Here is a 22354-nt window from a genome sequence, read left to right on the forward strand (position 1 = left end):
GATCAGTCGATGATGCCGAGCGTCCACCAGCGTGCGGGGCTGGTGTTGTCGTTGAGCAGTTCGCGGAGGCCCTGGCCGTCGCTGGTGAGGATGACGCGGTCGCCTGCGCCGGCGCCGTGGTTATCGAGTGCGAGCACGGGGTCGCCGGCGGGTTGGCCGGTGTTGCCGAGCAGTTGGCAGACCAGCAGCTTTCGTCCCTGGAGGGAGGGATGTTTGACGGTGCTGGTGGCTCGGCCGTAGACGAGGGCGTGCTGCATTGGGTCGGTTTCGAGTTCCGAGTTTCTGGTTTCAAGTTAGACGATTCGGAGTGCGCCGGCGATGCTGGCGCGGCGGAATCTTGTGAAGGTCATGGGGTTGGTGATGCCTTCGCCGGTCGGGGTGGCGATGGAGTAGCTTGGGTAGCCTTCGCCGCCGATGCCCAGGCCCGCGGTGCACGGGCCGTTGGCGACGAAGATGGTGGTGTTGGTGGCTCGGCCCATCGTGGTGATGTTGGCGAGGTTGTTGGAGTGGATGATGGCGGTGTGCCCGAAGCCATGCTCGTGTTTGAGAGCGAGGTCGAGGGCTTCGTTAAAGTCGCGGACTTTGACGAAGGGCACGAAGGGCATCATCTGTTCTTCGGGGACGAAGGGGTTGGATTCGTCGGTTTCGCCGAAGATGAGTTCGATGTTTTGCGGCACGTTGAAGCCGGCGAGCTGGCCGATCACGTGCGGGTCTTTGCCGACGAAGTCTTTGTTGACGGCGTAGTGGTCGGTCTTCCAGTCGAAGGCCTTGTCGGTGAGTTGCTGAACCTGCTGGGCGTTGAGCCGCATGGCACCGGCGCGTTCCATGGCTTGCATCATCTTGTCGAAGACGGAGGCGACGACGAAGACTTCTTTTTCGCCGATGCACAGCAGGTTGTTGTCGAAGGCAGCGCCCTGGATGATCGAGCGGGCGGCGTTGTCGAGGTCGGCGGTTTCGTCGACGACGACGGGCGGGTTGCCGGGGCCGGCGACGATGGCGCGCTTGGCTTGCTTGAGCGCGGCGCGGGCGACGGCGGGGCCGCCTGTGGCGACGAGCAGCGGGATGTCACGGTGTTCGAAGATGGCGTTGGCGGACTCGAGCGTGGGCGGGTCGATGGCGCAGATCAGTGGGCCGACGTTGAACTCGCGCTGGATGGCTTCGTTGAAGGTTTTCGTGGCGAGGGCGACCGACTTCGCGCCCGAGGGGTGGGCGTTGACGACCATGGTGTTGCCGGCGGCGATCATGTTGATGGCGTTGGCGGCCATGGTGGGGATGGAGTGGGTGACGGGGGTGATGACGCCGATGACGCCCCAGGGCGCGCCTTCGTCGAGGCCGACGCCGTCGTCGCCGGAATGTGCGGCGGTGCGGAGCATGTCAACGCCGGGCACGGACTGGAGCAGTTCGAGTTTGGCGATTTTGTGATCGAGTCGGCCGACCTTCGTTTCGTCGAGCTCGAAGCGGCCCCATTGCGGTGCGTTGTCGACGGCGATGCGTTTGATGAGTTTGCAGATGCTGTCGCGGACGTTGACGCCTGCGTTGACGAGCTGTCGCTGGGCGTCGGTCGCGGCGGCGACGGCGGCGTCGACGTTCTGGAAGAGGCCGGTGGTGTTGTGGGGCGCGGGGGGTTGGTGGTGGGCGGGGGCGCTGAGCGGCTGAAGCCGCTCAGCCTTGGGGGGCGAGCCGTCCATGCGGCGGAGGACTTCTTCGACGACGTTGGCGATCATTTGCGGGTCGGTTGCGGTCATGGTGAGCCTTTGGGGTCGGAAGTCTTTGGGGCGGCCGGGGCCCACGGATGGCATCCGTGGGCTTTATGGGGGCGGCGGGGTCAACTTATTTTTTTGCCCATGACGACGGCTTCGTCGACGATGCCGACGACGACGGCGTCGGTGGGCAGCTTGTTGCATCCCTCAGCGAGGCGGGCGCTGGAGCCTTGCACGATGAGGACGAGCTGGTCCTCACCCGCGCCGATCATGTCGAGCGCGACGATGGCGCGGCCGGTGACGTCGAAGCGTCCGCCGCCCGCGGGCGCGTCGTTGTATTCGACCTTGAGCGGCTCGATGATGAGCAGCTTCTGGCCTTTGATGGCCGGGTCTTTCGCGGTGGCGACGACGTGGCCTTTTACGCGACCGAGGAACATGGGCGGCTCCGGGCGGGCGCCCCTGCGGGGCGGCCGCTAAACGTGGGGATGGCAAATCAACGAACGTCAGAGCTTGGCGACGTCTTCGTGGGGGCGGGCGATGACGTGGACGCTGACGACTTCGCCCACGCGACGGGCGGCGTCTGCGCCGGCGTCGACGGCGGCCTTGACTGCGGCGACATCACCTTCGAAGGTGATGGCGACGAAACCGCTGCCGACCTTGTCCTGCCGGGTGAACTTCACGTCGGCGGCTTTGAGCGCTGCGTCGGTGGCTTCGACGGCCGAGATGAGGCCCTTGGTTTCGATCATGCCGATTGCTTGCTGTGCCATGGTGATTCTCCGTGGTTAATCCGAGGTTAGTGGGTCGCTCGGCCGAGCACTTCGGCGGTCTGTCGGGCGACGATGAGTTCTTCGTTCGTAGGCAGGACCCAGATGGCGACTTGGCTGTCGGTCGCTTCGATTCGCTGTTCGTCCTTGCCGGTGACGGTGTTGTTTTTGTCGAGGTCGAGTTTGATGCCGGCGAAGCCGAGGTTTTGGCAGATGGCGGCGCGGACGATTTTGTCGTGCTGGCCGATGCCGCCGGTGAAGCTGATGGCGTCCGCGCCGCCGAGGGCGACGAGGTACGCGCCGAGATAGTGTCGGCAGCTTTCGACGAAGGCGTCGACGGCGAGCTTCGCGCGGTCGTTGCCCTGCTCGGCGGCTTCGTGGACGTCGCGGATGTCGGCACTGACGCCGGAGATGCCGAGCAGTCCGCCTTCCTTGCCGAGGCGTTGGAAGATGGTGTCGACGTCGAGGTCGGCTTTGAAGAGCTTGAGCAGCGCGAAGGTGTCGAAATCGCCGACGCGGTTGTTGTGGAAGACGCCGGACTGGGCGGTCATGCCGAAGCTGTTGGCCACGCTTTGGCCGTCTTTGATGGCGGTGATGGAGCAGGAGCCGCCGAGGTGGAGGTTGACGATGCGTTTGGCTTGCGGGTGGATCTCGGCGAGCCGGGTGGCGATGTAGCGGTGGCTTGCGCCGTGGAAGCCGTAGCGTCGGATGCCGAGGTCTTCGGTCCATTCGTGGGGGATGGCGTAGACCTGTCGGGCTTTGGGGATGGTCTGGTGGTAGCCGGTCTCGAAGGCGGCGACCTGCGGGGTGTCGGGCAGGAGCTTGGCGAAGGCGCGCATGGCGGCGATGTAGGGCGGGTTGTGAGCCGGCGCGACGTCGGCGAAGCGTTGCATGGTGTCGAGGACATTGTCGTCGACTTTGACTGCGCCGGAGATGGGCCCGCCGTGCACGGCTTTGAAGCCGACGGCGTCGATGGCGTTGATGGATTCGATGACGCCGGCGCGTTCGAGCAGGTCGAGGTGGAGCTTGGCGGCGGCGGCGTGGTCGGGCAGCTCGAGCGTGCCGTCTTCTTCATGCTGGCCGAGCGTCGCGGACCAGGCGGACTCGGGCTGGCCGATGCGATCGGCGCTGCCCGAGCCGACGACGCGCGGGGGCGTGTCGGCGTTGGAGGCGAGGTCGAACAGCTTGTATTTGAAGCTGGTCGAACCGAGGTTGGCGACGAGGATGAGCATGGATGCATTCAGGGGGCAGTGCAGCTGAAGCTGCACTGCCTTTTTGGGGGTTTGGGTGAGTTAGAAGTTTTCGATGAGCTGGTCGTGGGGGCGGGCGATGACGTGGGCGGCGACGAGTTCGCCGACACGGGTCGCGGCGGCAGCGCCGGCGTCGACGGCAGCCTTGACGGAGCCGACGTCACCCTGGACGACGACGGTGACATACGCGCCGCCGATGGGGATGGACTTGACGAGCTGGACGTGTGCGGCCTTGAGCATGGCGTCGGTGGCTTCGACGAGGCCGACCTGTCCCTTGGTTTCGATCATGCCGAGTGCGTTCATGGTTGAGGTCCTGTTTTCTTTATGAGGCGTGTCCCAGGGATTCGCTGCGCTACATCCCTGGGCTTTGTGTTGATGAATCAGGGGGGGTTACTTGGTGGCGGCGGCTTTTTTGGGCTTGGGGAGGATGCCGGCGAGTTCGTCGTGGGGGCGGGGGATGACGTGGACGCCGACGACTTCCCCGACGCGGCCTGCGGCTTCGGCGGCGGCGTCGACGGCGGCCTTGACGGCAGCGACATCGCCGGTGACGAAGCTGGTGACGAGGCCTGAGCCGACCTTGTCCCAGCCGAGCATCTGGACGTTGGCGGCTTTGAGCATTGCGTCGGAGGCTTCGATGAGGGCGACGATGCCCTTGGTTTCAATCATGCCGAGTGCGGGTTGAGCCATGGTGTTCTCCAGGAGGGGGCGCCCCGACGGGGGCGGCCGCTAAACGGGGTGTTGTGGGAAATCGTTACTTGATCAGTTGCATGCTGGTGGCGGAGGGCAGGTGGCAGGCGTTGCCTTCGTCGGTGTCGATGTGGACTTCGAGCTTGACTTTGGGATGCTCTCGGACCTTGACGCGTTCGAAGACGAGGCCACAGGGGCCGTCGATTTTGAGTTTCATGATGTCGCCGTCTGCGACGTTGAAGTGGGCGAGGTCAGCGGGGCTCATGTGGACGTGGCGTTCGGCGCGGACGACGCCGCGCTGGAGGTTGAGTGCGCCGTGTGAGCCGACGAGGATGCAGCCTGGCGTGCCTTCGTGGTTGCCGGAGATACGCAGGGGCAGGTCGATGCCGAGGAAGACGCCGTCGGTGTAGCTGAGTTCGACCTGTGTGTAATCGCGTGCGGGTCCGAGGATGCGGACGTTGGGGATCATGCGATTGCGTGGGCCGATGATGTTGACGGTCTGCTCGGTGGCGAATTCGCCGTCCTGGTAGAGGTCTTTGAGCTTGGTGAGTTTCGCGCCGGGGCCGAAGAGGACTTCGAGGTCTTCGGGGCGAACGTGGACGTGGCGGGCGGAGACATTGACGACAAGCGGATTGGGTCCGCCGTTGTCGGTCGGTGCCCGGTGGTAGGTGGGCGAAGCGCCGCCGAGGCGGTCGCGCAGGACCTGGCGGACCATCTGCTCCACCTGTCGGCGGTCCAGCGTCGCGGGTGATGCGGTCATGGGCGAAAACCTGTCTGAGGCGTGGTGTAGAGGCGATTTTGACCGTTTAAGCGGTCTAACGAGAGCTAATTATGCAAAACCTTCCATAAGTTGTCAAGAGTTTCCATAGGGTTTCAGGGAGGGACAGGCGGGGACCCGGGGATTGCCATCCCCGGGCTTTAAATGGGAGAGATGGGGGCGGGTGGGTTATTCGGGACGGTCGGTTTCGTCGGGTGGGCGGGCTTCGTCGTGGTGGCCGAGGAGGAGGAGGTAGTGGATGAGGGCGTCCTGGTCATCGCGGGAGAAGCCGGCTTGTTCGTCGACCCAGTGGCGGTGGCCGATGCCCCAGACGTTGAGCTGTTCCATGTCTTCGTGGGTGCGGTTGGCCTGGACGACGCGTTCGCGGAGGTTGCGATCGATCATGGCGCGGAGGGAGTTGGCGGGGTCTGCGAGGACGCCGCGGAGCAGTGTGCCGGGCATGCCGAGGTCGGTTTCGGGGTCGGGGCCGACGGCGACGGCGCCGGTGTGCATGTAGGGCGGGTTCCAGTAGAGGCCGATGAGGCCTTTGACTTTGTAGCCGCCTTCGCCGTCGTGTCCCATGGCGCGGGCGAGCTGTTCGTCGGTGCGGATGTGGGTGTAGGGCACGTCGATGACTTCGGTATCGCGGGCGACGGGGACGATGGCGTCGAGGGCCCAGATCTGCGGGTTGGGGTCGAAGATCTCGCGCGTGCCCTTCATGGCGGTGGCGCGGTCGGGTTCGTCGGCGACGATGCTGGCGGGGATGATCTGGTTGTTGGTGAAGGCGTCGCCGGTGTGACAGTCGATGCAGCCGGCGGCGACGAAGGTGCGTCGGCCGCGTTGGAGTTGTTCGACGTTGGGGGCGATGGGTGGCTCGGGTGGGACGAGCGCGTTCTGGAAGGCGGACATGGCGGAGATGTCATGCCAGACGGGTTGGCCGTAGCGTGAGACGATGACGCTGTGGGCGGCGAGTGCGGTGGAGCGTGGGTAGGTGGGGAGGGCTTCGGCTTCGGCGAGGCCGGGGCCTTCGGGGTGTGGGTTGATGCGTCGGAGGAATTCGGAGGGTCGTTCGTTGGAGTTGGGGTCGTACCGGAAGTCGGGGTTGGCGGCGTTTTGCAGGAGGATGGCGAGGTAGCGTTCTTCGTGGAGGTCGAGCAGGTCGGGGGCCACGTGCATTTCGATGATCGGGTCGGTGTTGAAGGCGTGGACGTTGTTGCCGAGGGAGTTGAGTCCGCGGAAGGGTCCGATGGAGCCGAAGCCTGTCCAGCCGTAGGGATCGTCGCCGCGTGTGAAGGCGTCGGGGGTTCGGGTGGGGTTGGCTTCGAGGTCGATCATGGTGTCGAAGTTGCCGGGGGGCCATTTGAGGAACATTTCGCTGGCGGCGGCTTCGAGCAGTTCGGGGTCGGGGAGGGGTTGTTGTTCGCCTTCGTCGTTGATGGTGACGGTGCGGTCGGGGTCGGTGAAGAACTCGTGCATTTCGTTGAGGTCGATGTCTGTGCGGGCGAAGTAGGCGGCGGAGTTGGAGGCCATGGCGAGGAGGAGGCCCATGTTGAGGTTGGGGTTGACGACGCCTTCGAGGACACGGCCGGAGTCGGGGTCGACGGTGACATGGCAGGCGGCGCAGGTGACGCCGGTGCGGATCTGGCCGCGGTCGTAGACGGTTTTGAAGCCGATGGGCATGAACGCGCCGCGCGGGACGTCGATGCCGGTGTCGACGAGGTCGCCGGCGTGGAACGTGCGGTCGCCGATGGTGATGTCTTCAGAGAGGCGGACCTGGAGGTTGTTCGTGCCGCGGCCGGCGAGTGCGATGATGGCGCGGGTGATGGCGGTGGCGGTGATGGGGCCGTCGAGGACGCCGAGCACGTCGGTGAGGAAGTATTCGTTGCTGAAGGTTTCTTTGTAGAAGGCTTCGCGGCCGAGCTGGAGGAAGTCTTCGTCGATGCGGATGGCCTGGCTGGGGTGGAGCAGTTCGCGGCCCTCGGCGGTCTGCATGAGTTGGTCGACTTCGTCGGGCCAGACCTCGCGGCCCCAGACTTCGTAGGCAGGCGAGGGCCAGCGCTGGTCGTTGACGACCTTGCTCATGGCGGGCATGTAGGCGTACTCGAAGCGGAGGTTCAGGAGGATGAGCGTGCCGACGGCGAAGAGGACGAGCAGGACGCCGACGCCGTTGAGCAACCACCATTTCCATGAGCGGCGAGGTGCATGTTTCGAAGACGTGGTCGGCTCGGGTCGTTGCGTGTCGGCCATGATGTTCCCCTCCAATGAATCTGAAGCGTGTCGAATCAGCGGCAGCACCGCTCGTGGGATCGTAGGCAGGCGGGAAGAGGGAGGCGACAGGCGCGTGGGGCGGTTTTGGTTCGAGGGGGTGGGGTGAGGGGAGGAGCGGAAACCCGGGGAAAGCCTTCCCCGGGCTTTGCTGGGGAGGTTACCGGGGGCGGTGGGTCGTGGTTGTGAGGTCGTGCTAACATGCTGACTTATGGATGGTATCGCTGGACAACCGCGGGCTTTGGATGTGTTGCAGGCGCAGCTTGCCAGCGGGCGCGTGCATCATGCTTACATCTTTCACGGGCCGGCGGGCGTGGGGAAATTTACGACGGCGGTGGCGCTGGGGCGCGTGCTGCTTTGCCATGAGCAGGCGCGGAACCTGATGGGGCAGGTGGAGGCGTGCGGCGGTTGCGAGTCGTGTCGACTGTTGGGGCAGGCGTCGCGCGAAGCGGCGGAGACGGACAGCGATGAGCCCGCGGCGATGGCGTCGGCGCACCCGGACCTGCATGTCATCACGAAAGAGCTGGCGAAGTACAGCGAAGAGAGCACGATCCGCAATCGGAAGCTGACGCAGATTCCGGTAGAGGTGGTGCGGGCAGCGCTGATCGAGCCGGTGTACCGGGGGGCAAGGCTGGGGCATGGAAAGGTGTTCATCGTTGACGAGGCGGAACTGCTGAACCAGTCGGGGCAGAATGCGCTGCTGAAGACGTTGGAGGAGCCGCCTGCGGGGACGACGATTATTCTGGTGACGGCGAGCGAGGATCGGCTGCTGCCGACGATTCGCAGCAGGTGTCAGCGTGTGCCGTTCGTGCCGCTGCCGGGGGAGGTGGTGGCGAACTGGGTCGAAGGCCACGCGGGCGAGCTGGATGCATGGCATCGCGACTGGCTGACGAGCTTCGCGGACGGCAGCCTGGGGCGGGCGGCGATGGCGATGGACTATGAGCTGACCGAGTGGGCGGACGTAGTGCTGCCGGCGCTGGACGATATCGCGAACGGTCGGCTGCACGGCGAACTGGGCGCACAACTGGCGGAGCGGATCGACGGCTTTGCCAAGACATGGGTGGACCGGCATGCGAACGCGTCGAAAGAGGCGGCGAACAAGCTGGCGGCGCAACTGATGGCGACGCTGATCTGCACGCACGCGCGGCGGCGGATGTACGACCTGGCGCAGCGGTGCGAGGCGGGAAATTCGGCCGGGGCGGAGGCGGCGCTTGAGCCGTGGCTGGGTGTGGTCGATGCAGTACATGAAGCGATGTCGATGCTCGGGTCGAACGTGAACCTGTCGCTGGTGTGCGACTATCTGGTGACGACACTGTCGCGTCGGTTGGCGGGGGTTGCGGCGGGGTAGAGAAACACGATGACGACGATTTTGTTCTGGCTGCCGCTGGTGGAGTGGGCCATCCGCGTGGTGATGGTGGTGGTGATTCTGCGCCGGCGGATGCAGCCGATCACGTCGCTGGCGTGGCTGAGTGTGATTTTCTTTCTGCCGATCGTGGGGATGCTGGTTTATCTGATGATCGGGGTGAGCTACCTGGGGCGACGGCGGGCGCGCGATCGGCGGGCGGTGGCGGGCGTGGGTCGGCTGCCGGAGGCAATGGCGGAGGCGGAAAGCTACGCGACGATGGCGGAGCTGATGCCCGAGCAGCGGAACATGATCGTGCAGGCGGAGCAGATCAGCGGCAACCCGATTCTGCGCGGGAACAAGGTGGAGCTGATCGATGCGAACGATACGCTGATCGATGCGCTGGTGGCGGACATCGACGCAGCGAAGCATCACGTGCACATCGTGTTCTACATTTTCTGGGCGGACACGGTGGGCGTGCGGGTTTGCGATGCGCTGAAGCGGGCGGCGAAGCGAGGGGTGGCGTGTCGTGTGCTGGCGGATGCGGCGGGGTCGCGGCCGCTGTTTCGCAGCGCTGCGGCGAGCGAGATGATCGACGCGGGGGTGGAGTTGCACCCGGCGCTGCCGGTGACGCCCTGGCGGCGGAAGCTGTCGCGGATCGACCTGCGGAACCATCGCAAGATCGCGGTCGTGGATGGGGAGGTGGCGTACAGCGGCAGCCACAACATTGTGGAGGAGGAGTACGGGCATAAGCGGGCCGGGGCGTGGGTGGATTTGTCGGGGCGGTTCACCGGGCCGATCGTGACGCAGTTTCAGATGGTGTTTCTGGAGGACTGGGCGTTCGATGTGGGGCAGCGGCTGGAGGGGGATGATTTGTTTCCGCCGATCGCGAGTGTGGGGGAGGTGGCGGCGCAGGTCGTGCCGACAGGCCCGAGTCATGAGGCGGAGACGTTTCGGCGGGTGTTGATTGCGGCGTTGAACGCGGCGCGGCATCGGATTGTGTTGACGACGCCTTATCTCGTGCCGGACGAGCCAACGATGCTGGCGTTGTCGATGGCGGCGTCGCGGGGGGCGGAGGTGTCGGTGATCGTGCCGGCGAAGTCGGATCACCCGATCGTCAGCGCGGCGGGTCGGTGGTACTTCGAGCAGCTGCTGGAGGCGGGGATCGACCTGTACCAGTACCACGGCGGAATGCTGCACGCGAAGACGATCACGGTGGATGAGACGTTCGCGCTGCTGGGGTCGGCGAACCTGGATATCCGCTCGTTCAATTTGAACTTTGAGATCAACGTGCTGCTGTACGGGCCTGACATCACGTCGGAGTTGCGGTGTGCACAGCAGCGGTACCTGTCGCGATCGACGCCGGTGACGCTGGAGGGCTGGCGGCGTCGGCCCTGGACGAAGCAGTACCCGGAGGCGGCGGCGGCGTTGTTGTCGCCGTTGCTTTGAGGAATTGCTAATCGCTGATTGCTAATTGCTGATTTGGAGAGGTACGCCGATGCGGGCAGCGATTAGAAATCAGAAATTAGCAATTCCGATTGATCCGGCCCTTCGCTCGCGGACTCGCTCAGGGCTCGGCTTGGGGGTGAGGGGTGGTTTGAGGGTCGGGGGTGGCTGGATGAGGCGGGGGGACGTATGCTGGTGGCTTGTCGTTCGGGCGGCGGGCGGTTGCTCGTCGGATGTTGTCGAAAGGACGAATATGATGATGCGAACTGGTGTGATGTTGCTCGGTCTGGTGTTGCTGACGGCGGGCGGTTGCGTGTCGGCGGACCGGCATGTGTTTGAGAGCACGTCGATGCGGCCGGCAACGGTGACGCTGGTGGACACGATCGAAGGTGAGACGCTTTGGTCGAAGGAGATTCCGCCGGAGCATCGGCTGGTGGTTCGGCTGAAGCGCCAGGGCGAGCCGATGGGGATGCGCGTCACCGGCGAGCCGGCGACGGGGCTGAGCTGGGCGATCTACGAAACCCCACGGTCGGGGTCGAACAATCGCGCGTGGCGGACGCATGTCGACGACGGCGAGCTGGAACTGGAGGGTCGGCCGGTGCGTTTGAATGTGGAGCATCACGCGATCGCTCGACGGGATTTGTCGCCGACGCCGGAGGCGGATGAGCCGAGGGACAGTGAGGCGGACGAAGGTTCATCGGACGATGAACTCGCGCGGCAGGAACAGGTGGAAGAGACTGCGGTGGAGTGAGCGAGGGGGCGTTCGGAAGAGCGCGATTTAATCAATTAAGAATGTATGGAGCCCAGGGACTGCCGTCCCTGGGCTTTATTTGTGTGGGGCGAGGTGAGAAGAAGAAGGGTATGCAGCGGTGGACAGGTGCGATTCGCGCGCCTTGAATGCTCGTAGCGTCGTGATGATTTCAGTGAACCTGAAGATGGGAGACTCGCCATGGGCGTTTGCGAACAGTGTGGCAATGACTACGACAAGACGTTTGAGGTGAGCTTGAAAGGCGAAGCTCATACGTTTGACAGCTTTGAGTGTGCGATTGAGGCACTGGCGCCGCGCTGCGCTCATTGCGGTGTGCGGATTGTGGGGCATGGGATTGAAGCGAAAGACAAGTTTTATTGTTGCGCTCACTGTGCCGAGCATGAAGGTGTGCAACAGGCGCGCGACCGCGTGGCATGATGTCCGGGCGCGGCGGCGTCGTAGGTACGACAGTGCAGGTTGCCATTTTGCCTCGGGCCTTGGCCCGCGCGTTTGGTTCATCGATCCGAAGAGCGCGGTGCGAGCACCGCGGCTAAATGTCGCAAGTGCAGATGCTGCGTTGTCGTATTCGTAGAATGGCGGGCATGGGAATGTCATGCCTGCCGTTGATTCTCGCGAGTCGGTCGGCTCGGCGTGCGCAGCTGCTGCGCGACGCGGGGTATGCGTTTGAGCAGCGGACGCCGCCGTTTGATGATCCGCCCCAGCCGACGGCGACGGACCCGGCGCACTCGGCGGAGCAGATCGCCAGCGACCTCGCGCGACAGAAGGCGATGAGCCTGCACGAGCATCTGCCGACGCCGGCGGTGGTGCTCGCGGCGGACACGATCTGCGTTGATGGTGACGGTCGACTGATCGGTCAGCCAACCGACGCGGACGACGCGCAACGGATGATCGAACATTTCGCGGACGCGACGCACACGGTGGTCAGCGGTGTGGCGGTGGTCGGGCCTGGCGATGAACGGCCGAGCTGTTTCGCGGACACGGCGACAGTGCATGTCGGGCCGATCGATGTCGAGCGCGTGCGGGCGTATATCGCCAGCGATCAGTGGCGCGGCAAGGCGGGCGGGTACAACCTATTCGAACGGCAGGCAGCGGGCTGGCCCATTCGTGTGGAAGGCGATCCAACCACGGTGGTGGGCTTGCCCATGCGCGGGGTGGTGCGGCTGTTGGAAGCGTATGGGGTGCGCGGGGGAGCGAAAGGTTGATACGGCTTCAAGTTAATCCCAGCGCGTCCGGTTCCCTCTCCCTCCCAGGGAGAGGGTCAGGGTGAGGGTCGGACGACCCCGTACCATCCGCGACGCAGCATGCTGTTGGGTCTCGACTGCGGAACCGTTTCACCCTCACCCCAGCCCTCTCCCTGGGAGGGAGAGGGGGTGGGAAAACGCGCTGGAAATAACTTGAAACCGTATGAGGGGGTTTTTAGTTTTGAGTTTCGAGTTTCTAGTTGGGGGGATGGAGGGGTTCAGTTTTATTCAGGCGGTGGGGTCGGGCTTGGGGGGGATGCCGACGAGTTGTTCGAGGGTGTGGGCGAGCCAGCGGAGTTCGAGTTCGTCGCGGCCGGCGAAGAAGCTGTGCTGCATGCCGCGGCGGGTTTCCAGTTGCAGTTCGAGGGCGGGCGAGCTGCCGGTGAGCGACCAGCCGACGCTGGGGACGGGGACGACGCGGCAGGCGCGCAGTCGTTGGATGGGCCATTCGTCCTGTTCGAGGCCGAACACGCCGTAGCATGAGATGACCAGGCGGTCGTCGACGATGTCGATCACGGCCTGCTGAATCGCGCGGTGGAGGCTGATCATGAACCAGGCGAGCGGCAGCGTGAGGGTGGGGAGCATGACGATGAAGAAGAAGGCGGTGGCGGCGGAGCCTGCGTTGAGCAACATCATCGCGCCGAGCAGCCAGAGGCCGATGACCGCCGGCCCCTGCCAGAGCAGGTCGGGGTTGGTGGCCATGAAGCCCAGTGGTTTGAGGCGGATGGTGACGTCTTCGCCGTTGCTGTCGAGCGTGGCTCGGGCGGTCGGCGGCGGCGCCATGAGCGCGGCGAGGTCATCCGGCCTGGCGTGATTACTCCCGTCCATGCGCAAGTGTATGCGGACGGTGCGCCGGTTCTATCTCAGACGTTTTCGCTGAGTTCGAGACGTTCGTGGAAGGCGTGTTCGAAGTCGAAGACGTTGCAGAAGTCGTCGAGGCTGTCCTCGTCGGTCTTGTGCATGAGGCCGGCTTCCACCATGGCGAAGACGATCTTGCCGAAGTCTTCGCAGGTGTAGATCCGCCAACGTCGCAGGACGGTGCGGGCAAGCAGGCCGTACTCCTGAATGGCGTAGGCGCGGAGGCCGTGGCAGAGGTCGGTGCCACTGACGTGGTGGGCTTCGCGATCCTCGGTGTCGGCGTCGGTGGGCAGCTCGCCGTGGTTGTGGCGAACGGTGTAGTCGAGGCCGCGCTGTACGAACAGGAACGCGTCCAGTGGATACGAGCTGCTGGCGACGACTTTTCGAAGATCCTTTGCGGGCATGGAGTACAACTCTATTAGCGGTTCAAGCAGCCACTTACGGCCGCGTTGCGGAAGCCCCGAGCGTCGGCCCGGAGTGCCCCTTAGTATACCCCAAGGTTGGCCCCGAGGTGAAGCCCGCCGCGGGGTAAATCTGACGCTTGTCTGTGAATCGCTAATCGCTGATTGTTGATTGCTAATCTGGGGAAAATGCAGGCGACCTGCACGGTTGTACGCCTTGGAGCACGGGCCGCGATCAGCGGGCAACCCTCAGCCATTAGCGATTCTCCCCCCCGCCGCTACAATCGCCGCCATGCCGATGGACCAGCCGACTTCCGCCGCCCAGCAACTTGGCGACGACCTGCGCATGTCCTTCGGCGAGCACATCGAAGAGCTTCGCCGACGGATGATCCACGCCATCGCCGGCGTGGTCGTGGCGGCGGCGGTCACGTTCTGGTTCGGATTCCAGATCATCGCCTGGCTCGCTCGGCCGTTCATCGAAGCTCTCGACGCACTGGGCTTCCCCGCTCAGATTTACGTACGCGACCCAACACTTGGTTTTGGGGTTTACATCAAGGTCAGCCTCATCGCCGCGGCCATCGTCGCGTCGCCCTGGGTGATCTACCAGATCTGGCGGTTCATTTCCGACGGGCTCTACCCCCACGAAAAGCGGACCGCCTACCTGCTCGCGCCGTTCAGCACGATCATGACCGTCGCGGCGGTGATGTTCACCTACCACATCCTGCTGCCGGTGAGCCTGGTCTTCCTGATCAACTTCGCCACGTTCTACCCCGAGGTCGAGCCCGGCCAACCGGGATTCATGGTGCGCGTGCTCACGGGCGCAACGCCCGCGCCGGTGGTCGATCCCGACGCACCCGCCCAGTCGGCCGAGCCCGTGGTGGAGGGGCTCTTCGATCGGCTGTCGGTGTATGACATCGACCCCGCATCGCCGGAAGAGGGGCAGCTCTGGGTCAACCGTCACGAACGACGGATCAAGCTGCACCTCGACGGCCAGACGCAGGTGATCAGCATCGGCTCGCGGCGAATGGTCGATGCGCTGCCGGAGCTGAGCGAGTATGTGAAGTTCGCCGCGATGATCGGGCTCGGCGTGGTGATCGCGTTTCAACTGCCGGTGTTTATGCTCGTGGTCGGCTGGACGGGGTTGATCGACCCGAACGTGATCGCGCGGTTCCGCAAGTATGCGCTGTTCGCCTGCTTCGCGCTCGCGGCAATGCTCACGCCAACCGACTTCCTGAGCATGTTCGTGCTCGCGCTGCCGTTGTATGCCTTGTTCGAGTTCGGGCTGGCGCTCATGCGCCTGACCGATCGGCGGGCACGCATGGCAAATATGGATGATGAACATCCATAAGGCGTGACGTTGCTGACTCGTACGGAGTGCCCGTCAAACTCGTAGTTCTGCGTTTGGGGCTGACGCCCACGGCGTTACGCCGTGGGCTTCGAGCGCCGACGAGATTCATGTCCAATCCGTATCGTTTGCCGCAAACCAAAAACGAGAAACCAGAAACCAACCGCCCCCCCTACTGCTCCGGCATGGGCAGCAGGTCGGCTTCGGTGACGCCGACTTCTTTGCAATGCTCGACGGTGACGGCTTGCGCGAGCGTGTACGGGCCGACGGCGGTGCGGCGCAGCGCTGCGAGATGTCCGCCCGTGCCGAGCGCTTTGCCGAGGTCTCGGGCGAGGCTGCGGATGTACGTGCCCCGGCCGCAGTGGACGGTCAGCGTGGCGGTCGGCCAGGTGTAGCCGGTGAGCTCGATGGCGTAGATGGAGACGATGCGCGGTTCCAGCACGACTTCCTGGCCTTGCCGGGCGAGCTTGTAAGCCCGTCGGCCGCCGACGCGCATCGCCGAGTGAGCTGGGGGCACCTGCTCGATATCGCCGACGAATTGCTCGCACGCCGCGGCGACCTGCTCGCGCGTGGGCGGGGTTGGCACCTCGACGGGTTGCAGCTCGCCTTCGCGGTCGTCGGTGGTCGACCAGGCGGAGAGGTCGACGTCGGCTTCGTATGTTTTTCGCTGGCCCATGATCTGCTCGACGCAGCGCGTGGCTTTGCCGAGGCAGCAGACCACAACGCCGGTGGCCAGTGGGTCGAGCGTGCCGGCGTGGCCGGTCTTTACCCCCCCTGCCGCGCCGCGTACGCGACGGACCACGTCCATCGAACTCCAGCCTAAGGGCTTGTCCACCACGAGCAGGCCAACCATGTCGCGCATCTCCAGACCGCAAACGCATCCGCCGCTGCCGGTCGACTTACAACAGCCAGTTCAGCAGCGCCAACTCAATGAGGATCAGCGTAGCAAGGATGCCGGCGACGAGCATGGCGGGTCGACGCGCCATGGCCTGGAGGATGGTCGTGCGTGTGGGCAGCGGGATCATGCGAAGCTGGTCTTCGCCGGCGGTCGGGCATTCGTTGGGCTGATGGCCCCGGCGGGCCTGGTCCTGCACGATGGCGATCACGAGGTTGCAGTCGAAAACGGAGAGGCCGAGCATTCGGCCAAGACGGACGAGCTGCTCGCGATGCTCCGGGCGAAGCAGCGTGCCCTCGAGTTTTTCCGATACACGCACCGCGAGCACCCAGCGTGGGTCGTGCGTTCCCTGAATCGGGTCCAGGCCGGTTGGCCTTGCGGAGGGGTCGCCCTGCCCGACCAGCCGAAGCGGGGCGCTCGCGGGGGTGTGCGGACGCGTCGCCCGAGGCGGCGAAGCGTGGGGGGAACGAGTCGAACGCGGTCGGCGTGAAACCGTTCGCGCAGCGACCCGCCCCCGAGCGGCGGATTGCGATGGGCCTGTCAGCATGGTCGCGTCTCTGCGTCGTCTTCCCTCAACGGGCGGCATCCTCCGTCGCCGCCCATCGCTGGATCAAACATATCACCGCTGGCCGCCATGCCAAGCGAAACATTGTAGGCAGCGACACAAGCTCACGCGCAAAACCGCATAACCGGAAACCGCCCCCCGCCCTGCCATCGCAGCGCCAAAAATACGGCAAACGATCAGCAAACCCGACAACGTGCTTTCCATTTAGCCGCGGGCCTTGGCCCGCGCTTTCGGCCCATCACGTTGCGAAAGGCGGTGCAAGCACCGCCGCGAAATGGGGTCCTCAGAGCAAGCCCAGCGAAGATTCAACCGCCGCGAGCACGTCGGCGACCGGCTGATCAGCATCAATCACGATCGTGTCGTCGCTCGCCTGCGGCGACTCGAGCGCGTCGAACTGGCTTTGCATCAACGAAGGCGGCATGAAGTGATCAGCGCGTTGGCTCATCCGCTGCTGAATGCGTTGCGGGCTGACCTGGAGAAAGACCCAACGAAGGGCGGCGGGCGGCAGCTCGCGGGCGAGGCGGTCGCGGTAGGCCTGCCTCAAGGCGGAGCAGGCGAGCACGGTGGGTTGGCTGACGGCGTGAGCCTGACGGAGTTGGGCATTGAGATTGTCCAGCCAGGGATAGCGGTCGGCGTCGGTGAGCGGCTCGCCTCGGCGCATGCGGGCGATGTTGGCGGGCGGGTGGTGGTCGTCGGCGTCGATGAAGGTGCAGTTGTGCCTGGAGGCGAGGGCCTGGCCGACGGTGGTTTTGCCGGAGCCGCTGACGCCCATGAGAATGATGATCATCCCAGGATCTCGCGGAGTGTTGCGGCGTGTGTGGTCGTCGGCCGAGGCGTTCGGGCGGCATCGTCAGCGAGAAGGCTGTCACCGAATAGTGGGCAAACCGTCATCGCGGCACGACGGGGGCAAAAAACGGGCGAAAAAAAGCGGGCCCAAAAAGCGGGCGCAAAAAAAGAGCCCCACGGCCGATTAGGCAGTGGGGCTCATAAACCGGCGATGACCTACTTTCCCGCTGTTGCAGTATCATCGGCGCGTCGGGCTTAACGACCGTGTTCGGGATGGGAACGGGTGTTTCCCCGACGCTATGGTCACCGGCAAAGGACGATGAGAGCTTTCGCTCGCACCGTCCGCTGCTCTTGTGGTAGCGGACAGGTGTTGGTGTTGCGTGCGTTGCACGTCTCGTTGAGGCGATTGAATCGTGATGCTTTGATCAGCTTGATTGCGACCCATGCCGATGGTTGGGATCGGTCGTGGGTCGGAGTGATTAAGCGATCGACCGTTAGTACTGGTCACCTGAGGGCCTTTCAACCCTTACAGTTCCAGCCTATCAACCTGGTAGTCTTCCAGGGGTCTCTCGTGGCATAAAGCCACATGCAACTCTCATCTCGAGAAAGGCTTCCCGCTTAGATGCTTTCAGCGGTTATCCCTGCCGGACTTAGCTACCCAGCGGTGGACCTAGCGGTCCAACTGGCGCACCAGGGGTCCGTCCTTCCTAATCCTCTCGTACTAGGGAAGAATTCTCTCAAAGTTGCTACGCCCACAGCAGATAGGGACCGACCTGGCTCACGCCGGTCTGAACCCAGCTCGCGTGCCACTTTAATGGGCGAACAGCCCAACCCTTGGGACCGCCTTCAGCCCCAGGATGTGACGAGCCGACATCGAGGTGCCAAACCGCTCCGCCGCTATGGACGCTCGGGAGCGATCAGCCTGTTATCCCCGGGGTACCTTTTATCCGTTGAGCGATGACCCTTCCACACGGGATCACCGGATCACTAGGGCCTACTTTCGTAACTGCTTGACGAGTATGTCTCGCAGTAAAGCTGGCTTATGCCCTTACACTCAACACATGGTTTCCAACCATGCTGAGCCAACCTTTGCGCTCCTCCGTTACCTTTTAGGAGGAGACCGCCCCAGTCAAACTGCCCAGCTAACATGGTCCCACGCCCGGATTCACGGGTCGTGGTTAGGTCACAACTGTCATCAGGGTGGTATTTCAAGGATGGCTCCACTTCAGCCAGAACCGAAGCTTCAAAGCCTCCCACCTATCCTACGCAGATCACAGTCGTGGCCAGTATCAGCCTACAGTGAAGGTCCACGGGGTCTTTCCGTCTTGCTGCGGGTACGCGGTATCTTCACCGCGTCTTCTATTTCACCGAGTTGGTAGTTGAGACAGTGCTCCAGTGATTACGCCATTCATGCGCGTCGGAACTTACCCGACAAGGAACTTCGCTACCTTAGGACTCTCATAGTTAGAGCCGCCATTGACCGGTGCTTTGGTCGCAAGCTTCGCCCCGAAGGGCTAACCTGCTTCCTTGACATTCCGGCATCGAGCAGGCGTCACACTGTATACATCCTCTTGCGAGTTAGCACAGTGCTGTGTTTTTGATAAACAGTTCCCAGAGCCTTTTCTCTGCGCCCTTCCGATCAAGTCGGGGAGGGCCCCCTTATCGCGAACTTACGGGGTTAATTTGCCTAATTCCTTAACTACCATTCTCTCGAGCGCCTGAGGTTATTCACCACGCCTACCTGTGTCAGTTTTAGTACGGATCCGTATTTTGTCCACGAACGCTATTTCTTGAGACTTCTTTTGCAAGCTTCGGGATCAGATCGCCCTCGCTCTTGCGAGACGCACTCGACTAGTCGTGCGCCTTGCTCCAGAAGTCCGTCACGTCGCTTCAACCGCCATACGGAGTGCAGGAATATTAACCTGCTGTCCATCGACTACGCCTTTCGGCCTCGCCTTAGGGTCCGACTAACCCTGGGCGGAATTACCTTGCCCAGGAAACCTTAGGCTTACGGCGAGCAGGATTTTCACCTGCTTTATCGTTACTCAAGCCGGCATACTCACTTCCTGACGCTCCACGACACGTTGCCCGTATCGCTTCTACGCCGACAGGAACGCTCCTCTACCACTTGTACAAGTACAAGTCCGCAGCTTCGGTTCAAACCTTATTCCCGATCATTATCGGCGCCAGACTCCTCGACCGGTGAGCTATTACGCACTCTTTAAATGGTGGCTGCTTCTAAGCCAACATCCCGGCTGTCACGGCAATCTGACTTCCTTAAGAACTGAGGTTTGATTAGGGACCTTAGCTGGCGGTCCGGGTTGTTTCCCTCTTGACCGTGCGGATTATCCCACACAGTCTGACTCCTGCGACAAAATCCTTCGGTATTCGGAGTTTGGTTGGAGTGGGTAGGCGGGTAGCCCCCCATCTCCATCCAGTAGCTCTACCCCCGAAGGGTGTAACGCAAGGCTAGCCCAAAAACTATTTCGAGGAGAACGAGATATCTCTGGGTTTGATAAGACTTTTACTCCTCCCCACAGCTCATCCCAAAACTTTTCAACGTTTACGGGTTCGGTCCTCCAGGCGGTTTTACCCGCCCTTCAACCTGGCCATGGGTAGATCACCCAGTTTCGCGTCTGACCCCTGCGACTGTTCGCCCGTTTAAGACTCGCTTTCGCTTCGGCTTCAGCAGTGTATGCCTTAACCTTGCCACAGAGGTCAACTCGCCGGCTCATTATGCAAAAGGCACGCCGTCATCCGTCCGAAGACAGACTCCGACCGCTTGTAAGCGTACGGTTTCAGATACTATTTCACTTCCCTTGTCGGGGAACTTTTCATCATTCAGTCGCCCTACTGATTCACTATCGGTCGTCAAGTAGTATTTAGCCTTGGGGGGTGGGCCCCCCAGCTTCACGCAGAGTTCCACGAGCTCTACGCTACTCTGGTACACCCTAGCCATCGACTTTTGCTGTTACAGGGCCGTCACCTTCTTTGGCCGACCTTTCCAGATCGTTCACAGCCTTCGTCAATGTACCGTATGGGTGCCCGCAACCCCATCCCGAGGGATGGTTTGGGCTGTTCCGATTTCGCTCGCCGCTACTGACGGAATCGAGGTTTCTTTATATTCCTCCAGGTACTGAGATGTTTCAGTTCCCTGGGTTTGCCTCCGTACCTTATGCATTCGGGTACGGATGACGGCCGAAGCCGCCGGGTTTCCCCATTCAGAGATCCCAGGATCGAAGCTTGTTTGCCAGCTCCCCTGGGCATATCGCAGGCTACCACGTCTTTCATCGCCTCTTGACGCCGAGACATCCACCGTACGCCCTTAGTAGCTTAATCACCCCGACCTGCGACCGATCCTTTCTTTCTCACAGCCACCACCAAAAGCAGTGGGCGTTTGAACATCCAGATCGACAACAAACCGGGCAATCCGTCACGCACGATTTACACGCGACGACTCTCGCACGACCCGACAGATACAAGCCATCACAAAGCTTTCACAAAGCAATTGCATGCATCTACCGTGCCATCGAAAGCAAGCTTCTCAGAGCACTTCGATTAAATTTGCCTCGGTGAGACACGTGTATTGGGATACACGTGCAACACCTAACCTATCCACTTGTCAAAGAGCGTTGCCAGATTCGCCTTTCGGCTTGTCCGGCAGTCCCGCTGGCTGCGGGTGGTGAGGCCTCGCAAGGCCTTGCCATTCGCAGCGAGTCGAGCACTTTACAGTCTGATTTCAGCCTGTCAACTCGAGGCCAGCATTATTTTACGAAGCGGACCCGGGTGGGGTTCGCGACCTGCGGTGGAAACGGACAGTTTTGCGTCGCAAAGCTTGCCGCTGCCTCAATTGCAGAAGGGAAATTCTACGCGCCTCAGCGGCTGTGTCAAATCGGTGGTCTCATTTTCCGGATCATGCCTCCTGGTCGTGGATGTTTTGTGGAAAGACGTTGGGCGGACGGGGTGTGGCGGGCGGGCCCGCGGATTCAATCCGTGGGCTTCGGGGGCGGAATTACCAGCCGTCGTAGAACAGGCGGGCGAGGGCTGCCTGGGCTGCGGCGTCGGGCGGCTGGGTCTGCGTGTCGATGTGCGACTGGATCTGCAGGCGACGGTTCAACTCCGCAAGAACGTGGCTGCGTACGGCGTCGGCGAGCTTGTCGAGGAACGGCTGACTGTCGGGCAAACGGGTAGCGAGCACGAGGGTTTCGACGCGGAGGAGGTTGACGGCGTTGGCGAGGCCGTGGGCGAGCAGTTCGATGATGCGACGAAGGCCCGCGTCGGCGGCACGATCACATCGGCGAATGCGGTCGGCGAGGTCGCGGGTGGCGGCGGGCTTGATGTGGCGGAGGTATGGGGTGCTGAAGATGCGTTCGAGGCAGCCTTGGTGGCCGCAGTAGCAGCGCGGGGTGTCGATGGGGAGGCGGTTGTGGCCGAGTTCGTTGGCGCCGCCGACGGAGCCGAGATTGGGTCGGCCGTCGATGAGCAGGGTTGCGCCGAGTCGGCCGTCTTCGAGGCCGACGAATAGCGTATCGTGACGTTGGGGCGGTCGGTGGACCGCGAGCCAGCAGGCGGCGCGGGCGTGGACATCGTTTTCGAGTACGACCGGGCGATCGCCTGCGAGGGCGACCAGGGGCGCGAGGCTCAGCGGCGTTCGGCGGGGCGCTGCGGCGCTGAAGCGAAGCTCGTGTGACGAGCGGTCGATGAAGCCCGGCGCGGTGACGCCGACCATGAGGGTGCGGTCGTCCAGCTGGTCGCGAAGGAGTCGTTCGGCGGTGGGCACGAGATGCTTGGGCGAGCGGACTTTGGCGGCGGCGGGCGGGCTGGTCGGCTCGCCGAGCAGGTTCATGCGGCGGGCCTGGACGCAGCCGGGCTCGATGGAGACGCCGACGACGTGGCGGGCGATGGGGTCGATCTCCAGCGGCGTGCGCGGTCGGCCGCCGCTGGGCACGGCCTGGGCGACCTCGCGTAGCACGCCCTCGGCCAGCAGCGCTGCGACGTCGGTGAGCACGGTGTTTTTACGCAACTGCGTCGCGGCGACAAGCTGCGATCGGCTCATCCGCCCGGCACGCAACACCGCGCGAAGCTCACGCCGACGTCGGGGGTTGATCGTCTCCATCAGCATGCCAGTTTACCTCGGCTTTAACCCATCAAAATGCTGGCTTCGATTTAGCCGCGGGCCTTGGCCCGCGCTTTCGATCCACAGGGCGGCAAAGGGCGGTGCAAGCACCGCCGCTAAATGGAACGTACGCAAAACCCGCGTGGCCACATCAATCTGCATGTATC

General features: G+C 63.3%; 21 protein-coding genes and 2 rRNA genes. 6 read left to right on the forward strand and 17 right to left on the reverse strand.

Annotation, left to right across the window (positions count from 1 at the left end; translation table 11 throughout):
* Positions 1 to 2: 2 nt before the first annotated feature.
* From ACERK3_15965 to ACERK3_16005, 9 genes are all read right to left on the reverse strand, one after another.
* Positions 3 to 257: a EutN/CcmL family microcompartment protein gene (locus ACERK3_15965; GenBank protein MFA9479783.1), complete on the reverse strand. Its 255-nt coding sequence runs from the start codon at positions 255 to 257 to the stop codon at positions 3 to 5.
* A 36-nt stretch (positions 258 to 293) separates the two neighbouring features.
* Positions 294 to 1745, reverse strand: coding sequence for an aldehyde dehydrogenase (locus ACERK3_15970; protein ID MFA9479784.1), 1452 nt, complete (start codon positions 1743 to 1745; stop codon positions 294 to 296).
* Between the two features lie 80 nt (positions 1746 to 1825).
* A complete protein-coding gene (locus ACERK3_15975; protein MFA9479785.1) occupies positions 1826 to 2137 on the reverse strand; it encodes a EutN/CcmL family microcompartment protein in 312 nt (103 codons plus the stop codon).
* A gap of 66 nt (positions 2138 to 2203) precedes the next feature.
* Positions 2204 to 2467 carry a BMC domain-containing protein gene (locus tag ACERK3_15980; GenBank protein ID MFA9479786.1) on the reverse strand — a complete coding sequence of 88 codons (264 nt, stop codon included), beginning with the start codon at positions 2465 to 2467 and terminating at the stop codon, positions 2204 to 2206.
* Positions 2468 to 2493: 26 nt separating this feature from the next.
* Positions 2494 to 3696: an acetate/propionate family kinase gene (locus ACERK3_15985; GenBank protein ID MFA9479787.1), complete on the reverse strand. Its 1203-nt coding sequence runs from the start codon at positions 3694 to 3696 to the stop codon at positions 2494 to 2496.
* A gap of 60 nt (positions 3697 to 3756) precedes the next feature.
* The gene (locus ACERK3_15990) at positions 3757 to 4017 is read right to left on the reverse strand and encodes a BMC domain-containing protein (protein ID MFA9479788.1); all 261 of its coding nucleotides are present in this window, start codon (positions 4015 to 4017) and stop codon (positions 3757 to 3759) included.
* Positions 4018 to 4104: 87 nt separating this feature from the next.
* A complete protein-coding gene (locus ACERK3_15995) occupies positions 4105 to 4401 on the reverse strand; it encodes a BMC domain-containing protein (GenBank protein MFA9479789.1) in 297 nt (98 codons plus the stop codon).
* Positions 4402 to 4465: 64 nt separating this feature from the next.
* Positions 4466 to 5161 (reverse strand): phosphate propanoyltransferase, encoded by a 696-nt coding sequence (gene pduL, locus ACERK3_16000; GenBank protein MFA9479790.1) that lies wholly within the window; start codon positions 5159 to 5161, stop codon positions 4466 to 4468.
* A gap of 186 nt (positions 5162 to 5347) precedes the next feature.
* Positions 5348 to 7405, reverse strand: coding sequence for a cytochrome C oxidase Cbb3 (locus ACERK3_16005; GenBank protein MFA9479791.1), 2058 nt, complete (start codon positions 7403 to 7405; stop codon positions 5348 to 5350).
* Positions 7406 to 7634: 229 nt separating this feature from the next.
* Here ACERK3_16005 and ACERK3_16010 point away from each other — a divergent pair, with 229 nt between their 5' ends.
* The 5 genes from ACERK3_16010 (at position 7635) to ACERK3_16030 (ending at position 12182) form a co-directional block, all read left to right on the forward strand.
* Positions 7635 to 8771 carry an ATP-binding protein gene (locus ACERK3_16010; protein ID MFA9479792.1) on the forward strand — a complete coding sequence of 379 codons (1137 nt, stop codon included), beginning with the start codon at positions 7635 to 7637 and terminating at the stop codon, positions 8769 to 8771.
* A gap of 9 nt (positions 8772 to 8780) precedes the next feature.
* Entirely contained in the window at positions 8781 to 10214 is a 1434-nt protein-coding gene (gene cls, locus ACERK3_16015; protein ID MFA9479793.1) for a cardiolipin synthase, read from the forward strand.
* A 250-nt stretch (positions 10215 to 10464) separates the two neighbouring features.
* Positions 10465 to 10962, forward strand: a complete 498-nt coding sequence (locus ACERK3_16020) for a hypothetical protein (protein MFA9479794.1) — start codon at positions 10465 to 10467, stop codon at positions 10960 to 10962.
* A 198-nt stretch (positions 10963 to 11160) separates the two neighbouring features.
* Entirely contained in the window at positions 11161 to 11397 is a 237-nt protein-coding gene (locus ACERK3_16025; protein ID MFA9479795.1) for a hypothetical protein, read from the forward strand.
* 164 nt (positions 11398 to 11561) lie between these two features.
* Complete coding sequence (locus ACERK3_16030; protein MFA9479796.1) at positions 11562 to 12182, forward strand: nucleoside triphosphate pyrophosphatase; 621 nt, start codon at positions 11562 to 11564, stop codon at positions 12180 to 12182.
* 267 nt (positions 12183 to 12449) lie between these two features.
* Here the strand turns inward: ACERK3_16030 and ACERK3_16035 are convergent, their stop codons facing one another.
* Together ACERK3_16035 and ACERK3_16040 are read right to left on the reverse strand one after the other, a co-directional pair.
* Positions 12450 to 13049 carry a hypothetical protein gene (locus ACERK3_16035; protein ID MFA9479797.1) on the reverse strand — a complete coding sequence of 200 codons (600 nt, stop codon included), beginning with the start codon at positions 13047 to 13049 and terminating at the stop codon, positions 12450 to 12452.
* Between the two features lie 35 nt (positions 13050 to 13084).
* A complete protein-coding gene (locus ACERK3_16040) occupies positions 13085 to 13483 on the reverse strand; it encodes a Minf_1886 family protein (protein ID MFA9479798.1) in 399 nt (132 codons plus the stop codon).
* Positions 13484 to 13772: 289 nt separating this feature from the next.
* Between ACERK3_16040 and ACERK3_16045 the strand changes: the two genes are divergently transcribed.
* Positions 13773 to 14828, forward strand: coding sequence for a twin-arginine translocase subunit TatC (locus ACERK3_16045; protein ID MFA9479799.1), 1056 nt, complete (start codon positions 13773 to 13775; stop codon positions 14826 to 14828).
* Between the two features lie 169 nt (positions 14829 to 14997).
* Here the strand turns inward: ACERK3_16045 and truB are convergent, their stop codons facing one another.
* The 6 genes from truB to ACERK3_16075 all read right to left on the reverse strand — a co-directional run bounded on the left by truB (position 14998) and on the right by ACERK3_16075 (position 22193).
* Entirely contained in the window at positions 14998 to 15678 is a 681-nt protein-coding gene (truB, locus tag ACERK3_16050; protein ID MFA9479800.1) for a tRNA pseudouridine(55) synthase TruB, read from the reverse strand.
* Positions 15679 to 15724: 46 nt separating this feature from the next.
* A complete protein-coding gene (locus ACERK3_16055; GenBank protein ID MFA9479801.1) occupies positions 15725 to 16267 on the reverse strand; it encodes a hypothetical protein in 543 nt (180 codons plus the stop codon).
* 301 nt (positions 16268 to 16568) lie between these two features.
* On the reverse strand, positions 16569 to 17072 hold the full coding sequence (locus ACERK3_16060) for a gluconokinase (protein ID MFA9479802.1): 504 nt from the start codon (positions 17070 to 17072) through the stop codon (positions 16569 to 16571).
* A gap of 202 nt (positions 17073 to 17274) precedes the next feature.
* Positions 17275 to 17382: ribosomal RNA gene (rrf, locus tag ACERK3_16065) — 5S ribosomal RNA — on the reverse strand.
* Positions 17383 to 17546: 164 nt separating this feature from the next.
* Positions 17547 to 20410 (reverse strand): 23S ribosomal RNA (locus tag ACERK3_16070).
* Between the two features lie 673 nt (positions 20411 to 21083).
* Entirely contained in the window at positions 21084 to 22193 is a 1110-nt protein-coding gene (locus ACERK3_16075) for an ROK family protein (GenBank protein MFA9479803.1), read from the reverse strand.
* Positions 22194 to 22354: the final 161 nt, after the last annotated feature.

The organism is Phycisphaerales bacterium AB-hyl4 (assembly GCA_041821185.1).
Classification (GTDB): domain Bacteria; phylum Planctomycetota; class Phycisphaerae; order Phycisphaerales; family Phycisphaeraceae; genus Natronomicrosphaera; species Natronomicrosphaera hydrolytica.